This window comes from Alicyclobacillus dauci (genome assembly GCF_026651605.1).
GTDB classification, from domain to species: domain Bacteria; phylum Bacillota; class Bacilli; order Alicyclobacillales; family Alicyclobacillaceae; genus Alicyclobacillus; species Alicyclobacillus dauci.
On sequence record NZ_CP104064.1, the window covers coordinates 4517819 to 4538261 of the forward strand.

At 54.3% G+C, this 20443-nt stretch carries 20 protein-coding genes and 1 riboswitch; of the genes, 11 read left to right on the forward strand and 9 right to left on the reverse strand.

Translation table 11 applies throughout. The features are described from left to right. Positions 1-111: 111 nt before the first annotated feature. Positions 112-432: a hypothetical protein gene (locus tag NZD86_RS22500; protein WP_326492616.1), complete on the reverse strand. Its 321-nt coding sequence runs from the start codon at positions 430-432 to the stop codon at positions 112-114. 117 nt (positions 433-549) lie between these two features. On the opposite strand from NZD86_RS22500, the gene NZD86_RS22505 reads away from it, so the two are divergent. Then, complete coding sequence (locus NZD86_RS22505; RefSeq protein WP_268044305.1) at positions 550-1344, forward strand: hypothetical protein; 795 nt, start codon at positions 550-552, stop codon at positions 1342-1344. A gap of 81 nt (positions 1345-1425) precedes the next feature. Here the strand turns inward: NZD86_RS22505 and NZD86_RS22510 are convergent, their stop codons facing one another. Then, a complete protein-coding gene (locus tag NZD86_RS22510) occupies positions 1426-1863 on the reverse strand; it encodes a hypothetical protein (RefSeq protein WP_268044306.1) in 438 nt (145 codons plus the stop codon). Positions 1864-1984: 121 nt separating this feature from the next. Then, positions 1985-2158 (reverse strand): hypothetical protein, encoded by a 174-nt coding sequence (locus tag NZD86_RS22515; RefSeq protein WP_268044307.1) that lies wholly within the window; start codon positions 2156-2158, stop codon positions 1985-1987. Between the two features lie 365 nt (positions 2159-2523). Between NZD86_RS22515 and NZD86_RS22520 the strand changes: the two genes are divergently transcribed. Then, entirely contained in the window at positions 2524-2967 is a 444-nt protein-coding gene (locus tag NZD86_RS22520) for a hypothetical protein (protein WP_268044308.1), read from the forward strand. Between the two features lie 82 nt (positions 2968-3049). Here NZD86_RS22520 and NZD86_RS22525 read toward each other — a convergent pair whose 3' ends face one another. Next, entirely contained in the window at positions 3050-3499 is a 450-nt protein-coding gene (locus tag NZD86_RS22525; protein ID WP_268044309.1) for a DUF2231 domain-containing protein, read from the reverse strand. A gap of 167 nt (positions 3500-3666) precedes the next feature. Beyond that, a complete protein-coding gene (gene moaA, locus NZD86_RS22530) occupies positions 3667-4698 on the reverse strand; it encodes a GTP 3',8-cyclase MoaA (protein ID WP_268044310.1) in 1032 nt (343 codons plus the stop codon). 228 nt (positions 4699-4926) lie between these two features. Between moaA and NZD86_RS22535 the strand changes: the two genes are divergently transcribed. From NZD86_RS22535 to NZD86_RS22555, 5 genes are all read left to right on the forward strand, one after another. Continuing rightward, positions 4927-6534: a M20/M25/M40 family metallo-hydrolase gene (locus NZD86_RS22535; protein ID WP_268044311.1), complete on the forward strand. Its 1608-nt coding sequence runs from the start codon at positions 4927-4929 to the stop codon at positions 6532-6534. A gap of 101 nt (positions 6535-6635) precedes the next feature. Beyond that, positions 6636-7031 (forward strand): methylglyoxal synthase, encoded by a 396-nt coding sequence (locus NZD86_RS22540; protein ID WP_268044312.1) that lies wholly within the window; start codon positions 6636-6638, stop codon positions 7029-7031. 12 nt (positions 7032-7043) lie between these two features. Continuing rightward, on the forward strand, positions 7044-8300 hold the full coding sequence (locus NZD86_RS22545; protein WP_268044313.1) for an aminopeptidase P family protein: 1257 nt from the start codon (positions 7044-7046) through the stop codon (positions 8298-8300). A gap of 761 nt (positions 8301-9061) precedes the next feature. Next, the gene (locus NZD86_RS22550) at positions 9062-10357 is read left to right on the forward strand and encodes an MFS transporter (RefSeq protein ID WP_268044314.1); all 1296 of its coding nucleotides are present in this window, start codon (positions 9062-9064) and stop codon (positions 10355-10357) included. A 102-nt stretch (positions 10358-10459) separates the two neighbouring features. After that, positions 10460-11950, forward strand: coding sequence for a gluconokinase (locus tag NZD86_RS22555; RefSeq protein ID WP_268044315.1), 1491 nt, complete (start codon positions 10460-10462; stop codon positions 11948-11950). On the opposite strand, the gene NZD86_RS22560 is transcribed toward NZD86_RS22555, so the two are convergent. Together NZD86_RS22560 and gnd are read right to left on the reverse strand one after the other, a co-directional pair. Further along, complete coding sequence (locus NZD86_RS22560; protein WP_268044316.1) at positions 11914-12966, reverse strand: LacI family DNA-binding transcriptional regulator; 1053 nt, start codon at positions 12964-12966, stop codon at positions 11914-11916. The genes NZD86_RS22555 and NZD86_RS22560 overlap by 37 nt on opposite strands. Positions 12967-13014: 48 nt before the next feature. Further along, positions 13015-13911, reverse strand: a complete 897-nt coding sequence (gene gnd / locus NZD86_RS22565; protein ID WP_268044317.1) for a phosphogluconate dehydrogenase (NAD(+)-dependent, decarboxylating) — start codon at positions 13909-13911, stop codon at positions 13015-13017. A 110-nt stretch (positions 13912-14021) separates the two neighbouring features. Between gnd and udk the strand changes: the two genes are divergently transcribed. After that, positions 14022-14660, forward strand: coding sequence for a uridine kinase (gene udk, locus NZD86_RS22570; protein ID WP_268047010.1), 639 nt, complete (start codon positions 14022-14024; stop codon positions 14658-14660). Between the two features lie 44 nt (positions 14661-14704). Here udk and deoD read toward each other — a convergent pair whose 3' ends face one another. Then, on the reverse strand, positions 14705-15412 hold the full coding sequence (gene deoD / locus NZD86_RS22575; RefSeq protein ID WP_268044318.1) for a purine-nucleoside phosphorylase: 708 nt from the start codon (positions 15410-15412) through the stop codon (positions 14705-14707). Positions 15413-15518: 106 nt separating this feature from the next. Here deoD and dapD point away from each other — a divergent pair, with 106 nt between their 5' ends. After that, complete coding sequence (dapD, locus tag NZD86_RS22580) at positions 15519-16223, forward strand: 2,3,4,5-tetrahydropyridine-2,6-dicarboxylate N-acetyltransferase (RefSeq protein ID WP_268044319.1); 705 nt, start codon at positions 15519-15521, stop codon at positions 16221-16223. Further along, positions 16220-17365, forward strand: coding sequence for an N-acetyldiaminopimelate deacetylase (locus NZD86_RS22585; protein ID WP_268044320.1), 1146 nt, complete (start codon positions 16220-16222; stop codon positions 17363-17365). The genes dapD and NZD86_RS22585 overlap by 4 nt, the downstream gene beginning before the upstream one ends. Before the next feature lie 25 nt (positions 17366-17390). On the opposite strand, the gene NZD86_RS22590 is transcribed toward NZD86_RS22585, so the two are convergent. Next, a complete protein-coding gene (locus NZD86_RS22590) occupies positions 17391-18548 on the reverse strand; it encodes an aminotransferase class I/II-fold pyridoxal phosphate-dependent enzyme (protein ID WP_268047012.1) in 1158 nt (385 codons plus the stop codon). A gap of 173 nt (positions 18549-18721) precedes the next feature. Then, positions 18722-18801, forward strand: a riboswitch (ZMP/ZTP riboswitch). A 115-nt stretch (positions 18802-18916) separates the two neighbouring features. Here NZD86_RS22590 and NZD86_RS22595 point away from each other — a divergent pair. Continuing rightward, a complete protein-coding gene (locus tag NZD86_RS22595; protein WP_268044321.1) occupies positions 18917-19774 on the forward strand; it encodes a bifunctional 5,10-methylenetetrahydrofolate dehydrogenase/5,10-methenyltetrahydrofolate cyclohydrolase in 858 nt (285 codons plus the stop codon). Positions 19775-20443: the final 669 nt, after the last annotated feature.

Sequence of the window (20443 nt, forward strand, 5' to 3'; positions counted from 1 at the left end):
GACCGTGGAATAGAAGAACGCTAAACCGTTATTGAGTACATTTCAATCAGTTGCGGCGTCCAACGGAATAGGATTCCTCTATTTGACCACTGGCGTCCCTTGCCCTTGCCCTTAGTCCTGCTGCACCTGTTGCTCGAATGAATGTTCCGGGTGCGCTTCGCCGTATGGATCGTGCCAGTGTTGGTCGTTTTCGATGCGGATGAGACCCGCTGTATCTAGTTCCTGGAGGACTTCGAAGAGACTGTCGCGTTTGTCATTCGGTAGGGATCGAACGAATTCGTTGATGTCTTGTGCTGGTGCTTGTTGTGTGAAATGAACGCCACCATAGCGGGCGTAAAGAGACCGTTCGAGTGCCATCGCTTCGTCACCCCTTCGTTTTGTCGGGAATTCCCGTCTCCGGCTATTCTGCACGGCTGGGTATCTCCTATTCACGATCGCGCCCACCACAAGCACCATGATGTTGTCCCAGCAATAGGATAGGAGAGAGAACTCTGTACGCGGAAGCGAGGTGCAACCGCCACGACTGGAAATGGAAAAGATTTTGGCCACATGCAGCGTCACACTTCCCATGCTTACGGATCACCGAGACAGGTGTCTGAGTCTAAATCAGCACGCCATCGAGACAAGCGGATGAAGATTGATGGTGTCGCGTTAACGAAGAGTCAAGTAAATCGCCCAACGGCAAAGAAAAAGCGAAAGCCGACGACGAGTCAAAATCAGGGCAAAAAACGGTCGGCACAGGTACAATCTGGTGGGACGTCATCGTCACAGAAGAAACCGTCTAACTTGTCAAAGCTATTATCCCCGAAGAACGTTCAGGAAACGGTGAAGACTGTTGGCAATCTTCGAGGGATGGTTAAAAATTGGCTCGGATATTTACAGCAAGCGGACAGGGTGCTGGACACCGTATTTGTGACGACAAATTCACTCAAGGAAAGCGGCGTGCTCGACAAGCTAGTCAAGAATAAGGGGAAAAACCTATCAACTGAGGATTTTACGAGCATCTTAGGGGCCCTGATGTCATCGCCTATCGCTTCGGGTTTTCTCGGGGGTGGGGGCGGCAGCGGCAGCGACGAGACAAAAAGCGATCCAGAACCAGCCGCGACACAACAAGGTCAAGCATCGGCGCAGCAACAACAATTGCCGGCGCCACAACAATCGCAACAGATGCCACACCAGCAGATACCTGTGCAACAGCCTACACCACAGCCTGCGCAACAGCCATATCAGCCACAACCGTACCAGCAGCAACCCTATCCACAGCAGTACCAACAGCCATATCAACAGCCATACCCGCAACAAACATACCAACAACCTTACCAACAGCCTCCTCAACAGCAGTGATGGAGATGCGGTAAGTGTCGTTTTCCGGGTCAACGATAAAAGGCGACGCAGTGCGCCGCCTTTTCTGTATCGAGGTACCGATCAACCCTTGCTCTTCGGTACAAATTTTTTAATTTCCTTGAGGGTTTTGTCGTCGACGTTTTTGCCGTACTTTTTAACGAGATCGTCGACGTTTCCCGTTGGGCCATTCTTCGTCGCGTCGGAATATGCCTTAACAAATTGCTTGATGCGCTGTTCTGGAACGGGTAACCCCAGTTTATTCGCAAAGTTTTTCGCAAGCGATTCGACTTGCGATGCGTCTTTCCATTGGTCTGGGCCGACTTTCTTCACGTCGTCGAGAATTTCAAAGATGGCTTTCCGCTTCCCGCTTAAATTGTTCTTTAAGTTGTCTAGACCGTTCGATTTTTCGGCAACTGTTTCCATCTCCGGTGTCGATGCTGGAGTGGTTTCCGGACGTTGCTGTTTCAGACCGGTTTTTGGGGAAGCTTTGCGCTTACGTTTATTTGGTTGAGTCGCCAAGTCGCATCCTCCTCTGTCCATTTCGCTCCAACCGGAGCCTCCTCACACTGTATGTAGGAAGACAGAGGGGTGCGCCTGTTTATCGTCACATAACACGGAAAACAGGCAGACACCTATCCGCTTATGATTTTCGTAATTCTGGGCTTCGCAAGCGAATGTCTATTGCACCCGCGGTGACCACGGCACCTAACATCATGAACCCGCCGAGTCCTTGGTAAAAACTACGGCCATGCTCTAGTAAAAGGAGGACAAAACCAGCCAACAGCACGAATCCGAGACTAATGGTGGATAGCACGTATTTTTCCCTTTGTCCATGACTGGCGCGGTACATGTGGTGGGATCAACCTCTCTGGAGTGAAATCGTCGTTCGTCGTACTGGACAACTCCGTTTAAACACAGATTTTGAGTAATACGGTACAATTAGAGTAGCAACACGGAAATTCGTCTCACGGTAGGGATTATTGTAGCACTTTTCTGTGCACTTGGTGTCGAAGATGCCTCAACTGTGACCATCGTTCCACTCCCATCCACTATATTTTCCGTGTTGCAAGCGTATCCTGAGTATGGAATGCGCTCGCACTGCCATACTTTGGGACTGGTTGTCGGTCGCAAAATCTGTCGATCGTCAACCGAACTTTACAACAAAGGGTGAAGTACAGTATGAAACGTTGGTTGTTCGGACTCTTGTCCGCTCTTTTCATATTCTTGCCGACCGTTGCGTTTGCGAGTTCCGATCCTGTTTCATCACCACAACCGGCTGTCGTCCAGGAAGCCGCCCTGTCCGGACAGTCCAACCCGGCTACAACGCACGTCATCCGTGGTTCGTTCGGGGGGTCGCATGCGTTTGGATCGCGATCGTATTCATCGTCCCGATCCTACAGCAGTTCAAGGTCCTACAGCGGATCGCGCTCCTATTCGCAACCTCGGTTCGGCGGGTTCGGATCGCATCTGTTTGCATTCGGAACGGGGATGTTCCTCGGACACCTGTTGAACCCGTTTGGTTTTGGGGGCTACTACGGTTTTGGATTCAGTTTCTTCCACCTTATTCTTGACATCTTCATCGTCTGGATCATCTGGCGGATCTTCCGCGGCATGTTCCGGTGATTTTACTTCAACCGAATAATGAAAAACGAGCGTGCCGCATCTGTTCGGCCACGCTCGTTTTTCATGTGTATAGGCGCATCTGTCAGTGAACACCAAGTCCGCTGTTGTACACCATGCTGCCACCGAGGTGGCCAGCAACGCTGACGAGCACTGTCGAAATGACACAGAGGACGAAGGCGATCACAGACACTTTTGCTGTCCGTTTGCCGAAGAAGAATTGTGCCACGAACGAGAGGACAAGGAACACGCCCGTTAACTCACCGTCACGCTTGTGATCGTGGAGCATCGGTTGAACGGCACCTGGAATGTGTGCGATGTAGTACTCGCTGATAGCGCCAGCGACGCCCGCCGCGATGGTGGACAAGATGCTCAAAATCAGCAGATAGAAAAATCCCCGCGAAAACATTTTGTCGTTGCGACGAAATAACCCGATAATGCCGACGAAACTCGTTAAGAAATTCACCGCTATCGTAAAGTGAACAACCATCGGGTGGATGGTACGTGGAAATAAATGATAAAGAGAAGTCAACATGCGCTTCCTCCTGATTGGGCTCATCCCATTCAGCCTGTTTAGGCTGGAGCATGTCTATGATACCAACCTACACTCAAAAACCAATCAAAAGGGCATGACATCAACCGTACACCAAGTTTACGAATGTTCACCGCAAGGTGACAAACCGAACCGGGAGGCCCAGCTGCTCATCCACCGATCCGCGACATTTCGATGCGAGGCAGATTCGCCGTTTGCTTCGTGCGCAATTCGGAGTATCTGTCCGAGCGAGTGAGCCAGACTTCACCGAGGATCTGCAACAGCTCATCATCCCCTGTGCCGTCGCGCAGGCGAGATCGCAACGGGAACCCTCTTGCAGCAAATAAGCACGTAAACAAGTCCCCTTCCGCTGTCAGGCGCAGGCGGTTGCACGTGCCACAGAATGGTTTTGAGACGGAGTGAATAATGCCGATCTCGCCCTGCCCATCCGCATAGCGAAAACGTGTCGCAACCTCTCCTGGCGTCCGCGCCTCCGTCGCCACAAGCGGAAACTTCGCATCAATGGTACGGAAAATCTCCTGGGCAGAGATCACATCCTGAAGTTGCCACCCATTGGTTGTTCCCACGTCCATGTACTCGATGAACCGCAAAACGGCTCCAGTCCCGCGAAAGTATTCAGCCATGGGAAGAATCTCTGATTCGTTCAGTCCCCGCCGGACAACCATGTTCACTTTCACCGGCTCGAGGCCAGCATCTTGTGCCGCCGCGATAGCTTTCAGGACGCGATGGACAGGGAACCCGACATCGTTGACGCCTTGGAAGATGGATTCATTCATCGCGTCGAGGCTGATGGTGATCCGCTTTAGGCCAGCATCAGCCAGGGACTTGGCACGCTTTGCCGTCAAGAGACTCCCATTCGTCGTGAGTGCGATGTCCTCTATGCCCTCTATCTCCGTAATTCGGGCGATAATGTCGGCTATGTCCCGTCTAAGCAGCGGCTCTCCCCCTGTCAGTCGGACTTTCTCGACGCCCAACTTGGCCAGCAAACCAGTCACTCGAACAATTTCATCTATGGTTAAGATCTCATCGTTTGAAAGAAACGCGTAATCCGGGCCAAACTTCTCACGGGGCATACAATAACGGCACCGAAAATTACACCTGTCCGTCAGTGAAATCCGCAAGTCCCTTAATGGACGGCCAAGCTTGTCTCTGTGAGCTTGATGCGCGTTATCATCCTTCAAATTTGTTCCCTCCCCGGTCGAACGTGATCGACGAGAACAGTGTACCACTTTGCAGGGGAAGGTTTCGAATGAGATCTCGAACCCGCTTACAAACATCCGCGACAAGTGATGGATTCGCATCCACTCCGCAGGACACGGTGACACACTTTTGACATGGGAAACCAATTGAAGTACCAGTGAAAAAAACGTTAGGCTGGAGATAGAAAGCGGAAGAGAGAAGGTGACGGCATGACATTCGAATCAAACATGACGTGGTCCCCTCAAGATGAAGCCGGACTCCGCGATGCCATTCAGCTCCTTGCACGGATTCCAAGCATCACTGGTACTGCGCCCGAAAATGAAGTGTCGAAATATTTGGCGGACAGGCTCCGAGGACTTGCGAGCCCGACGCCCAGTTCCCTCGTTGTGGAGCAGTTCGTCGCTCCGGACACGCTGCAAGCTGGCGTGGCTGCGCTCTATTTGAAGCCGGGTTGCAAGCGCACAGTCGTCATGTTGGCCCACACCGATGTCGTTTCTGTCGACGACTTCGGGCCGTATCACCAAGAGGCGTTCGACATCCCAAATTGGACGCACCGATTGCGCAGCGGCGAAGTCGATCTGCCAGCAGAAGCCAGTTTTGATCTCCAGCGTGGAGAATGGTGGTTCGGCCGCGGGGTCATGGATATGAAAGCAGGGCTTGCACTCAACCTTGTGCTATTTGAAAAGGCGTGCCGTGAAGGTGCAGCGGGAAACCTTGTGTTCCTAGCCGTGCCCGATGAGGAATCCCATTCACGGGGCATGTTGGCGGCGACGGAACTGTTGCGCCGATGGCAGGAGACGTACGGACTGGAATATGCATTGTGTCTCAACACAGAGCCTTCATTCGTCGGATCGAATGAACGCACGGGTTGGCATGTTTACTCGGGATCGTTCGGGAAAATGCTGCTCGGTGCACTGGCAATCGGCATTCCAGGTCACGTGGGCATCCCGTTCTCGGGCGTCAGCGCTGTGCAAATGGTAACCCATCTAGCACAAACATTGGAGGCGAACCCGGACCTGAGTGAGCGGACGGACAGTGGTGGCATCGTCCCCCTCACGTGTCTCTGGCTCCGCGATTTACAAGAAACCTACTCGGTGCAGTCGCCCCACATGGCCGCAGCCTTTTTCCACGTCCCCTTTTTCCGGAAATCGCCTAGTCAAGTGCTCAGTTCACTTGGCGCCATATGCCAAGAGGCCATGGGTCGGTTGCGAGATTGGACGGCGGATCGCGCTCGACAAGCTGGCATGCCCACGCCAAAACATACGGATCACATCCCTGTAGTCTGGCTGTCAGAGCTCATGCGCACATCTACGCACTCAGCACTTCGTGTCGATCCCGACAATCTCATGCTGGGCACCCTCGACGCCGTCCGCCGCATCGCTTTGAGCCATCGCACGGCGGCACAGGCACAGGTGGTACTCTTTTTGGCGCCACCCGTCTATCCTGCAGTGGATGCCGCGGACGATCCGCTCGTCCAGCGCTGCATCCATCAGGCCCAAAAGCGAGCCTCCGAAACATTTGGACTCGACCTTGAACACCGAACAGCGTTCCCTGGGCTGTGCGATCTCAGTTACACAGGGTACGGCCTCGGAACGGACTTTGCGGCTATTGCACGGGAAATGCCCGTGTGGGGAAACGGTTATTCCCTGCCGCTGCAGACCATGGCGGATCTCGCTATCCCGGTGTGCAACCTGGGGCCGTTTGGGAAGGACGCGCACCAGTGGACGGAACGGTTGGACGTGGAATACACGACACGAGTATTGCCCCTGCTGAGTCTCGAAGTTCTCTCGGAAGCACTCCGCACCGATGTGGGATAATTTGGTCCACTTGTGAAATGTCATCTCACCATCTGTCCTTCATAGCCCCCTTTGCGTTACACTGAGTAAAGCACGTTTTGTCCGCAAAGGGGGCATGTCTGATGAATGTCGCACTCATCGCACACGACAATAAGAAAGACGACATCGTCAACTTGGCAATCGCTTATCAAAACATATTGAAAAAAGCTAACTTGTTCGCCACTGGAACCACCGGGCTTCGCATCTCGGAGGCCACGGGTCTCTCCATTCATCGTTTCCAATCGGGACCTTATGGTGGTGACCAACAGATTGGGGCCATGGTCGCAAACAATGAAATGGACCTGGTCATTTTCTTGCGTGATCCCCTCACCGCCCAACCACACGATCCCGACATCAGCGCACTGCTGCGCATCTGCGATGTACATAACGTGGCGGTCGCGACCAACATGGCGTCCGCGGAAGCACTTATCCGCGCAATGGACAAGGGATTGGTCGATTTTCGCCCAAAGACACGATAAAGGAGTGTTCCTATGTTTGACTCTACCCTGTTTCATTCACGGCGAGATAAACTCGCCAGCCGCATCGACGACAACTCGTTTGTCGTGCTATTCTCGGGCACTGCACCGCACAAGTCCCGCGACAGCCAACACCACTTCCATGTGAATCGAAACTTCTACTACCTTACGGGGATTGATCGCCAAAACATGGCCATCGTCCTCACCAAACGAAGCGGTCAAATCGACGTGACAGCGTTCATTGAAATCGTCGATCCCGAACAGGAAAAATGGACAGGCACACGACTCCGCCCTGCTGAGGCCCGAAATATCTCCGGCATCGAGACAATTAAAGACATCCGCGATCTCAACGACACCATCGGCCGCCAACTCGTCGACGCCGGCCTGACCACCCTCTACCTGGACATGGAGCAATCCGGATGGGACCAAAACCCAACACATGCACATCACTTCGCTGCCGATGTCCAGAAGCGGTATCCGGGCTTGCAAATTCGCAATATCTACAACGAGATTTGCCGTTTGCGCAGCATCAAGGACGACTACGAAGTGAGCGCCATCCGAGAAGCGATTCGGATTACGAAGGCCGGGATCGAAAACATGATGGCCCATGCACGCCCGAACCAAAAGGAATATGAAGCAGAGGCGCACTTTGACTTCGTCCTCAAGTCCAGCGGCGTCAAAGAGCACGCTTTCCCGTCGATCATCGCCGGCGGTCCACGGGCCACCGTGCTTCACTACGAAGAAAATGACCAAACCGTCGCAGACGGCGACCTCCTCCTCTGTGACTTAGGTGCAGCCTACAGCCACTACTCGGCCGACATTTCGCGCACGTTCCCAATCAATGGCAAGTTCACGGCGCGACAGAAGGAAATTTACGAAATTGTCCTGCTCGCCATGGACGAAACCATCGCGGCCCTGAAGCCGGGTATGACATATCCAGAAGTGAACGACGTCACAAAGGCGACGTTCGCTCGTGAACTGAAGCGGATCGGCCTGATCCAAACCGACGAGGAAGTATCGAAGTACTACTACCACAGCGTCAGCCACCCACTTGGTTTGGACACACACGACGTCGGCGGTCGGGAATTCGACTGGCCCATCGAAGTCGGTACGGTTCTAACCATCGAACCCGGCCTCTATATCGCGGAAGAAGGCATAGGCATTCGCATCGAGGACGATGTCCTTGTGACGGCAAACGGCCCGGAGAACCTCTCCTCCGACATTCTTAAAACGGTCAACGATATTGAGTCGTTCATGGCGCGCCATCAGTGAGGACCTGCCCCCGCGGCAATTTGGGCCGCGGGGACCGCGCACGTGGGGGGCGCGTTTGGTATGAAGGCTCCGTGATGCCGCGTCGATGCGTGAAAGAGGCGCGATCGCGACGTGATGGCAAATTAGGTGACTAATACTCCCTTGATCGTCCGCTCCGACCCAAGCCGGCACGAACAACAGACTCAGATTCCGCTATGCTAGCCCATCGACGCCCGTAAGCGGCCCGATCACGACGGGCCGACGGATTAAGCGACCAATACTCCCTTGATCGTCCGCTCCGACCCAAGCCGGCACGAACAACAGACTCAGGTTCCGCTATGTTACCCCATCGACGCCCGTAAGCGGCCCGATCACGACGGGCCAGCGAAACAAGAGGGCCTACTTCCCTTGATCTCTACCCACCGGCACACTACGGAGCAACACGGGAACAAAAGTCGCTTCCCGTGCCATCCGCAATCCATCCACGCACCCAGTCCGACCACCCACATTCCCACAAGCACCACCCCAACCACCGTACGATTCCATCTCGCGTTCCTACCACAAACTTCCCTCTTCACAATGAAAGCGTTATATTGTACTATCTCTAGCATAACGTTTTCGTAAAACGTTTTCGCATAACGTTATACTCCTTCTGTTTTTATTTTTGCCCGAATCGCAAACGCTTTCCGATGTTCTCTGAGTTTCGCTGCCAGGTTGGGGAACAATAACGTGGATTGGTCGCGACAGGGTACATATTGCTGCTTCTTTAAGGGGGAAATACTGTGAAACGTTGGGGCATCGGTCTACTTATCGGCCTTGGCATCCTCATCAACTATTTTGACAGAACGAACTTATCTGTCGCCCAGGGCCCGCTGTCTCATTTGTACCATCTCACGCCTGGACAAATGGGTATCATTCTATCGTCGTTTGGTTGGTCTTACGCTGCATTCCAGATTCCTATTGGGATATTGCTTGATAAAATCGGCGTCAAGTGGCTCGTTCGCATCGGGACACTCATTTGGTCGCTGGCTACGTTCATGACGGCAATTGTCAGTGGTATGGGACTCATCATTCTGTCCCGTGTCATCCTCGGTGCAGCCGAGGCACCTGCGTTCCCTGCAGCGTCGAAAGCAACGGGTTACTGGTTCCCGATTCGCGAACGCGGTTTGGCAACCTCTCTGTTCGACGGAGCTGCTAAGTTTTCCAACGTCATTGGTACGCCGCTTATCGCATGGACGGTGACCGTTTGGGGCTGGAAAGGCGGCTTCTGGTTCACAGGCATCGTTAGCATTCTCTTCTTCATCCTATACTGGGCGTTTTACCGCGATCCAAAAGACGCAAAACTGTCCAAAGAGGAAGCGGAGTTACTGCGTGAAGGTGGCGCGCAAGAAGTCGGTGAAGCACCTGGCGGCGTAGGTCACAACCTGGCATTTGTCCTTCGTCAACGCAAAGTTTGGGGTTTGACGTTGGGGTTTGCCGCGTACGGCTATTCGTTTTATCTGTTCTTGACGTGGTTGCCTGGTTACCTTGAAAAACAAATGCATATGACCATTCTGAAATCAGGTTGGTATACGGCAGGACCGTGGTTGGTTGCCACGATTACGGACTTGCTCATCGGTGGTTGGCTCGTTGACCGTTTGATCAAGAAAGGCCATGACTCCACCCGCGTTCGCAAGACTGTACTCGTCATTGGTATGATTCTTGGCTTGGCCGTTATTCCGGCCGCGTTTACGAAGAACCCGAACGTGGCTGTCATATGGATTGCCGTAGCGCTCGGTGGCCTCGCGTTTTCCGCACCAGTTGGCTGGAGTATCCCTTCGCTCATCGCGCCAAAAGGGACAGTCGGCCTTGTGGGTAGTATCATGAACTTTGTAAACAACTTAATGAGTATCGTTGCACCGATTGTGACCGGGTTTGTGGTGCAGGCGACGGGATCGTTTACAGGGTCGTTCGTGGTCGCAGGCGTGGTGCTCATACTAGGTATTTTGTTTTACGTGTTCATGCTCGGTAAAATCGAGCCGATTGAATCGCCATATGAACGGTACGATAATACGCATACAGAAGCCCATCAGAGTTAATTCGCTGGGGAGTTTCATATCTTAACAGAGACAAAGCGGATTGAATTCCGACACTGGTCGCCGGCCTACCGGCGACCTTCAGTATTTCTGAGGTGTGGAGAAATGACGAACAAAACCTGCACAATTGCATTGGATATTGGCACGACGTCACTCAAGGCAGTGGCATATCTCGCGGACGCGTCCCAACTCAGTAGTCGATCGATGTTGGTGGAGACGGATCGCGATGGAAACGGCAAGGCGATTCAGGACCCGAAAGCGATATACGAGTCAGTCATGAAAGCCCTGGCCGAGGTTTGCGAAGACACGCGAAAAAAAGGATATCGGATCGCGGCTATTGGCTTCAGTGCGGCCATGCACAGCCTGATCCCGATAGCTTCGGACAACACCCCCCTGTTCCCCGCCATGACGTGGCTGGACGCTCGCTCCCACGAGGAGGCACAGGCACTTTGGTCGAACGAACTGGGCAAGGATATATACGAACACACAGGGACGCCGATCCACGCCATGGCCCCTGTGACGAAAATCGCGTGGTTTCGCAAGCATCATCCAGCGGCTTTCGAGCAGACCCGCCGTTACGCGTCGATTAAGGAGTACGTGTGGTTTAGGTGGTTTGGTGAGTGGGAGATCGATGAGGCAATGGCCAGTGCCACAGGCCTGTACGAGCTTTCAACGGGTGACTGGTATGAACCTGCTTTGTCCTACGCAGGCATCCGCGCAGACCAACTGTCCAAACCCGTTGCTACGAACTACACGCGCACGAATCCGACGGAGAAACGGTTCGCGGAAATGGGGATCGAACCAAGCGTGCCGTTTTGTATTGGAGCGTCGGATGGTGTGTTGGCGAGTCTCGCAGCGAATGCGATTGAGCGAGACACGATGGTCTTGACAATTGGAACGAGCCTCGCGCTGCGAACGGGATTCCATCAACCCACGACAGACGCGGATACACGGTACTTTTGTTATGTCGTGGACAGCGATCACTATATTGTCGGCGGGCCCAGTAACAGCGGTGGGGTTGTACTCGATTGGCTGTACCGGAATGTGTTCACGGAAAGCGGCGAGGACTTCGAGAGACGGTTTCCGGCTCTGTGTGAGGTAGCAGGCCGGGTAGATGTGGGAAATTTAATGTGTATTCCTTATGTATCTGGCGAGCGTGCCCCGCTGTGGGATGAGAGCGCGACAGCGTCGTTCGTGGGACTGCATGCGGAGCATGAGCAGGCTCATCTAATGCGGGCAGCCATTGAGGGCATCCTTTTTAATGCGTATTGGATCGCACAGAGACTGATGAAGCAGTTGGGCGAACCAAAGAAGATTATTGCGTCCGGGAAACTGTTCCAACAAGCGTGGGTTCGGCAGTTCACGGCGGACCTGTTTGGAATAGACATATACGGTCAAGAGGAAGTAGACGGAGCAACACTCGGAGCTGTCATGATGGCAAACGCGGCTGCAGGATTGGAGCCTATCCGATCAGCCGACACACGCGATGACATAACCCACCCGAATGTCACGGAACAGCAATATTTGCTGAAGAAGTTTTCTCGTTATCAAACACTTTGTCAGAAGTTGCTTGATGCGGATCCTGAGACGTTCTGAGTAATATGGGCCGTCGATCCGCCAATGACTAACCCGGACTCAATGACTTCGAGCCTTGATTGACCGGTCGGTTCAAGGTGCTTACTCAGATGCGCGAGAAGCTGCCGTCCGGTCCACTCCCCCATTTCGTCAATAGGCTGACGAACACACGTGAGGGTTGGCGCAACCAGTCCTGCCCAGTCGGGCTCGTCAAACGTGGCCAGTCCAAGCTCAGTCGGGACCTCAAAGCCTTTCTCTCGCACGTACCGATATAATTGCATCATCAGGAGGCCATTTGCCGTGTATACGGCCCGTGGCCATGGCAGATCTGGAGTTGCCAGGGCTTCTGCGGCGTCCTTGAAGGTCGCCTGGTCGCCTCTGTCGACCTTGATCACCCAAGGCGACACACCGGCTTCTCCCGATGCCTCGATATACCCCGCAAGGCGATCCTTTCGAGTATTGATACCCGCTTCTGCCTCCGTCACATACAAAATCCGTTTGTACCCGGACCGGTATAGGTAATCCGTCATTTGCCGGGACGCATCCAAATTATTTGTAATGACATTGGTCACATTCGGTAGATCAAAGTACCTGTCCACAAAAATGACCGGCATCACCTTCGCAATGTCGGCGAGTAAGTCATTGTTTTGTCCACCTGTCTGGAGGACCATACCGTCCACACCCTGAGCTTGTACGGACTCGATCATGTCGCGTTCACGCATTCTATCCCCGCCCGTCTCGCACACAAACAAATTGTACCCGGCTGGCGACAAAACGCGGTTGAGTGAACGAATGAGGCCTACGCAGAAGGGATAGCCCATGTTGACTACGATGGCTGCGATACTGCGGGTCCGGTTGCCTTTTAGGCCTTGTGCCAGGACATTCGGACGGTACCCGAGCTCCTCGATGACGGATGCAATCCGTTGCCGCGTCGCGTCGCTCATGGCCTCATATCGTTCGTTGAGGTAGCGTGAGACGGTTGTGATGGAAACACCAGCGCGTTCGGCAACGTCATGGATTTTCACCCGTTTTTTCATGTTCAGTCCCCTTTGCGTACGCGATGCAAATGTTTAACCGAGAAATCGTTACGCCTTCTCGACGGCGTGCCCACCAAATTGGTTGCGAAGGGCGGCCTGAACCTTGCCGTTGAATGTGTCTGTCTCTTCCGAACGGTAACGCATGAGAAGCGACAGGGCAATAATCGGAGTTGCTGCGCGCAAATCCAGGGCTTCTTGAACAGTCCATTGCCCTTCACCAGAAGAGTGGATGACACCCTTGATCTGCTCAAGGCGCGGATCCGCACGGAATGCTGCTTCCGTGAGCTCCATGAGCCAACCGCGAATCACTGAGCCGTTCGACCAACAACGGGCGATCTCCGCGAAATCATAATCAAATGGGCTCTTCTCCAGCACTTCGAAACCTTCACCGATGGCAGCCATCATGCCGTACTCGACACCGTTGTGTACCATTTTAGCAAAGTGCCCACTGCCAGCGCGTCCAGTGTACACATAGCCGTTCGGAACGGCTGTGTCGCGGAAAATCGGTTCAATGGTCTTGAACACGTCCGGATCGCCGCCGATCATATAACAAGCCCCGTGCCGGGCACCTTCCATGCCGCCGGATGTCCCAACGTCGAAGAAATAGATGCCGTCCGTGGACAGCTCTGCAGCGTGTTCGATACTGTCTTTATACATCGAGTTACCGGCTTCGATAATGATGTCGCCCTTGGACAACTCTGGCCTGATTTGATCAATTAAGTTCGAAACGGGCTTCCCATGGGGCACCATGAGCCACACGATTTTCGGTGAATCCAGCTTGCTGAGCATGTCAGAGATAGAACTTGCCCCGATTGCCCCTTCGTTTTCGAGGCGTTCCACGGCTTTTTTATCGAGATCGAACGCAACAACCTCGTGTTTGTGGTCCATCATATTCAGTGCGAGGTTGTATCCCATTTTGCCTAGCCCAATCAGTCCAATTTTCATCTGTCTCTCCACCCTTTCTAATATGCTTCTAACCAAGTTCTACAGCTTGTCTGACGTGCCTGTTTTCGGTATACTGCGTGACGTTGCAAAAAGGAGTTGTCCAAACACAAATGTTGACCATTGGCATAGCAGGTGGTACGGGTTCCGGGAAAACCACGGTCGCGAAAGCGATTTTGGAACAACTCGGGCCGGATCACGTAACGTTGATTTCACAGGACGCCTATTATCATGACCATCCAGAGCTTCCTTTTTCCCGTCGCGAGCAGTTAAATTACGATCACCCAGATTCCTTCGACAACGATTTACTCCGCAATCACTTACGGGACCTCCAGAACGGCCGCTCCGTGGAAATGCCAATATATGATTTTAAAAAACACGGCCGAAGCAATCATACGATTCACGTCGCCGTTCGCCCGGTCGTTATTCTAGAAGGAATTCACGTCCTAGTGGACGCCGAGTTGCGCAAACTTCTCGATATCAAGGTATTCGTCGACACCGATCCCGACGTGCGCGTACTTCGCCGAATTCGTCGCGATATCGAAGACCGCGGGCGGACCATCGAATCGGTTTACGAGCAGTACCTGACGACGGTGAAGCCCATGCACGATGCCTTCATCGAACCGTCCAAACGGTTTGCCGACCTAATCATCCCCGAAGGGGGAGAAAACGAAATTGCCATCGCCTTGCTTACCACCCGTGTCAGTCAGTTCTTGACTGAGTTCTCCAGAACGCGCGGTCTGGAATCATAAATTCCAGAGATGGCGCAACGTTGTTCTGTACAGGACGCCTTTTATTACTCCGCGATCACGGTCTCCAGCGCAATCTCCATCATTTCATGGAAAGTCGTCTGGCGCTCTTCCGCCGTGGTCGCTTCCCCAGTTAAAATGTGGTCGCTGACGGTCAGAATGGATAGTGCTTTGGCGTCAAATTGAGCTGCCAATGTGAAGAGTGCCGCGCTTTCCATCTCGAGTGCGAGAATTCCGAAGTTCGCCCACTGCTCTAAATCAGCGATGCCTTCGTTGTAGAACAAATCTGTCGTAAAGACATTCCCCACCTTGACCTCAGCGTTGCGATCTTTCGCCACCTGATAAGCCCGGTAGAGTAAGTCGAAGCTGGCCGTCGGAGCATAGTCGATCTGCCCAAAGCGGGATCGGTTGATGCTGGAATCCGTTGACGCACTCATTCCGAGAATCACGTCGCGAACCTTGATGTCCTTTTGGATAGCTCCGCACGTACCGACACGAATGAGGGTCTTCACGCCATACGACTGCATGAGTTCCTGCGTGTAGATGGCAATGGACGGCACACCCATGCCCGTCCCTTGCACGGACACTGGAACACCTTTATATGTTCCTGTATATCCGAGCATGCCGCGAACTTCGTTATAACATACAGGGTTTTCTAAGTACGTTTGCGCAATGTATTTTGCGCGAAGTGGATCGCCGGGCAAGAGGATCCGCTCTGCAACAGCGCCCTCAACGGCTCCAATATGTACACTCATCGGGATTTTCCTCCTTTACATCAAGTATCATACCACGACCCCCTTGCTTGGTTGAAACGCTTCGGTATGATGGGGAAAAGACGTTTTTCACTGAAGGAGACAAGTCATGAACAGTGCAGAAGAAATTATCCAGTTTATCTCCGAAAGCAAGAAGCGTACCCCTGTTAAGGTGTACATCAAGGGCAAGCTTCATGATCTGACGATCCCGTCCGACATCCAGTCATTTGTCGAACATTCCACCGGTGTCCTGTTCGGTGAGTGGGAAGTTGTGGAAAATTTCCTTAAAGCAAACGAATCTGCAATTGAGGACTATGTCGTCGAGACGGATCGTCGAAATTCCGCCATTCCCCTGCTCGACACCAAAAACATCAAAGCGCGCATCGAGCCAGGTGCTATCATCCGTGATCGAGTGACCATCGGTGACGGTGCCGTCATTATGATGGGTGCCGTCATTAACATCGGTGCTGAAGTGGGTGCGGGGACGATGATCGATATGGGCGCTATTCTCGGCGGCAGAGCAACGGTGGGTACGAACTGCCACATCGGCGCAGGCGCTGTTCTGGCGGGTGTCATTGAACCACCCTCCGCAAAGCCGGTCATCATCGAAGACGACGTACTTGTCGGCGCCAACGCGGTTATTTTGGAAGGTGTTCGCGTTGGCAAGGGCGCAGTGGTTGCAGCGGGTGCCATCGTCATTGAAGACGTCCCAGCTCAGACGGTTGTAGCTGGTGTACCGGCGCGTGTGATCAAGCAAATCAGTGACGTGGACAAGTCCAAAATCGAAATCAAGCAGGAACTGCGTCGACTATGACCGAGGGTCTGTTGCGCGTCAGACAAGCCTTGCACCAAATTCCGGAGCTCGGATTTGCAGAGCACAAAACACAGGCATTCCTCCTGGAGTTTCTCGCGAAACTTCCCCAGTCGCATATGTCCGTAACGACGTGGAAGCCAGGCATCATCGTCCACCTCAAGGGTTCCGCGCCCCAGGCCCGCGTTGGCTGGCGCACGGACATGGACGGGCTCCCAGTTCGCGAGGAGACAGGTGTCCCATTCGCGTCTCGTCACGATGGGATGATGCACGCTTGTGGGCACGACGTCCATATGACCATCGCATTGGGACTCACCCGCTACTTCGCGGAAAACCAACCTGTCGATGACATGGTCATCCTCTTTCAGCCCGCCGAGGAGGGACCTGGCGGTGCGCTGCCCATGATGGCGAGCGAGGCGTTCGAAGCCGTGCGTCCGGACATGATTTTTGCACTTCACGTGCAACCGGAGTTGCCCGTCGGCGAAATAGGCATTCGTCCCGGCATCCTGTTCGCCAACACGTCAGAACTGTTTATCGATCTCATCGGCCTCGGCGGCCACGCCGCATACCCCCACCGTGCAAACGACATGGTGGTAGCGGGTGCGCATTTCATTACGGCGGTCCAGAGTATCGTCGCACGCAATGTCGATCCGCTCGATTCCGCCGTCGTCACCATCGGCCGCCTCGAAGCGGGCACGAAACAGAACATCATCGCCGAGCGCTCGCGCATCGAAGGCACGATACGCACCCTCTCGGCACAGACGATGGGACTGGTGAAGGGGCGGATCGAATCCCTGTTGGAAGGCACTGCGAAAATGTTCGACTGCCGTTACGAACTGGATTACGGTGCCAACTATCACCAGGTGTACAACGAGGCACGCCTAACGGAAGACTTCATGTCCTTTGTGGAACAGAGTGGCCTTGCAACGGTCAACCGCGTGGACGCTGCCATGACCGGTGAGGATTTCGGCTACTTTCTCCGCGATATCCCCGGCTTTTTGTTCTGGCTGGGCGCCGAGTCCAACTATGGTCTTCACCACGCCAAAATGTTGCCAGGCGAAGGTTGTATCGAAGTGGCGCTGCGCGTGCTGACGAGATACTTCGCGGACCGCGTTTACCGGCGCGCTCTGGATGTCGTGCGGTAACCAGACGCGTCGGTCTCCGCGTTAATCACTTGCGGATGGATCGTACGAACTCAGCGATTCTGGATAGCCCGTCCCGCAGTTTCTCTTCCTCGCACGCAAAGGAGAGGCGTACATACCCCTCGCCCATCGCGCTAAAGGCATCCCCGGGGACAACGGCAACACGTCCTTCGTCGAGCAATCGTCTTGCGAACGTCTGCGATGTCAGTCCAAGAGGTTCGATGGACGGAAAGGCGTAGAACGTGCCTTGGGGCGGCACGATGGGCAGTCCCAGCTCCCTGAAGGCGGCGACGGTTAGGTCGGCGTTTTTGCGGTAGTGATCGCGCATGGGCCCTGCGTCGTCCGATCCGTTCGTGAGTGCCTCAAGTGCTGCGTATTGACTGACTGAACTGGCGCATGACACGCTGTACTGGAGGATTTTGACCATGGCGCCGGTGATTTGCTCAGGTGCGAACGTGAATCCGATCCGCCAGCCTGTCATGCTGTGGGACTTTGAAAGACCGTGGATGACAACCGTTCGCTCTCTCATGGCTGGCCGGGTCGCCAAGCTGTCACGAACGCCGTCAAACCGCAACTCGGTGTAAAGTTCGTCGGTCACGACGTAGGCCTTGGTCCCGCGGATGGCCTCCGCGAGCGCGTCGAGTTCGGCGGGAGAATATGCGACACCAGTCGGGTTCGCGGGTGACGCGATCACGATCACCTTCGTCCGCCCCGTCACATTCTCACGAAGGAGTTCCGGCGTTAACTTGAAATCGTCTTTCCGTGTATCGATATAGATTGGCGTTGCGCCGGCGAGCCATACAATAGGTTCGTAGCCTGGATAGGCGGGTGCCGGAATAAGCACCTCATCGCCAGGTTCCAAGAGTGCAGATAAGGTAATGTCCAGCGCGTGCGTAGCGCCTACTGTCACAAGGATTTCCGTTTGCGGGTCATAGGATAGCCCGCACAGGCGGCTGTAGTAGGTTGCAGCGGCCTTTCGCAACGCGGGCAGGCCGCGGTTCGGCGTATATGTCGTCTGTCCATCCAGGATGGCCTTGATGGCAGCTTCCTTAATGTGGCTGGGTGTGGGAAAATGCGGTTGCCCGATTGTGAGTGAGAGTGCGTCGGGATATTGACTGACGAGATCGGAAAATTGTCGGATTCCAGAGATTTGAATGCGTGATGTTGCAGGATTGATCGGATTCATCACTGCGTGGCCTCCATTTCTTAGGCCCCATTTTACAGAAGCCGACGCAGACTTAGTAGAGGCTATCTGTTAAGGTTCACAGAACTCTCCTTCCTTGGGACTCATTGGCTTGGGAAAGGCCTTGCACGAAACGAGTCTAGTTGTTATAGTCACGGAGGATAGACAACAGCAGAAAGCGGCTATGTGACTGGCGGTAAACGTGGAGCACCACGAGGGAGCATAGCTGACAACGTCGACCGCCTGGGCATTCACATCCCAGGCGGTCGTTTATATTTTTTCCCCTAATGGGGAATCCATTGGCATTCAAAGCGAGCCGATCTGGGCATGTTTGTTGTGTATGACATTGCTAAATCGGGAGGATGGATGGAATGTCGATCCAGTTAGATGGCGCACCTGTCGCCCAAACGTTAAGAACAGACATTCGCCAAGCCGTTTCAAATTGGAAGTCGACCGGAGTTCAACCGAAAATGGTCACGTTGCTTGTCGGCGACGATAAGGCATCGGAATTATATGCGTTCCAAAAGGCCCGGTGGGCACAGCGTTTGGGCATCGAGTTTGATGTGGATCGGCTGCCGGCTGACGTCGATATCGCGGACCTCCAGGGACGGGTTGCTAATTATAGCGCGGACAGCCAAGTGCACGGGATTATGGTGGAGTTGCCGTTGCCGGACGGGATCGATAAGCAAGCGGTGGTCGGGCATATCCACGCGCTGAAGGACGTTGACGGCTTGTCGCCGTGCCACTCATTCGCGCAAGCGTCACCGGATTCGGCACTGTATCCCGCGACACCCCTGGCCTGCATTCGGCTTTTGAAGCACTACGGCTACACTTTGCAGGGCGCAGACGTCACGGTCGTGGGCTGTGGACAAACCGTTGGCCTCCCCCTAATCCACCTGCTCATCGCCGAAGGCGCCACTGTGGCTGCCTGCCACGAGCATACAAAGGATGTCCGGTCACACCTGCGGTCGAGCCAGATCGCCTTCGTAGCCGTAGGGATACCCGGCCTCATCAAGGCGGACATGGTTCACGAGAGACTAACCGTCGTAGATGTCGGGATTTCAGAGACTGAAAGTGGCGAGGTACTGGGCGATTTGGACGCGGAGGCAACGTCCCACGTGCAGGCATTCACACCCACACCAGGTGGTATCGGGGCTGTCACAACGGTTCAGATTTTCTCCAACTTGATGCACGCGATGAATTTGCAACGCCAGGCAGGGCTGATTTGACGGGATTGTGGGGGCGTGGGCCTGGTGGGCCCGGGGGAAGGCGCCGGGGCGCCGGGGCTGCGGCCGGCGTTGGGGCCCGGCGCGGGGACGGCTACCGCTCTAGGAAAGGCCCGTCGTTCCCTTAATCGCAGAAAAGCAGGTAAATTCGCGGCGATAAAGTACCGATATTCCCCTATCCGTGCCGAAGCACCAGTTGTTGAGCTTGATCCCAGTAGACAACGTATCTCCGTTCCCCTATCGGCCGGGAGAAGGATGGGACGGATTCATAACGGAATCCCATGGCCTTAATGTGCCGCCCGGCCCACATGGTCGTCGCCCGGCCCCCGTGGACGACATCGGACCCTCACCATCTGCTCCGGCCCCGAGCGATTGCTACATCCGTCCGCCCGCGGCTTGACCGCGGGGTCGGCTCAATGAAGGCCCCCATGTTCCCTTAATCGCAGGAAAGAAGGTAAATTCCCCGCGATAAAGTACTAATATTCCGCTATCCGTGCCGGAGCACCAGTTGTTGAGCTTGATCCCAGTACACAACGTATCTCCGTTCCCCTATCGCCAGGGAGAAGGATGGGACCGACACATAACGGAATCCCATTCCCTTAATGCGCCGCCCGGCCTCCATGGTCGTCGCCCACCCGGCCCACATGGTCGTCACCCGGCCCCCCAACGTCG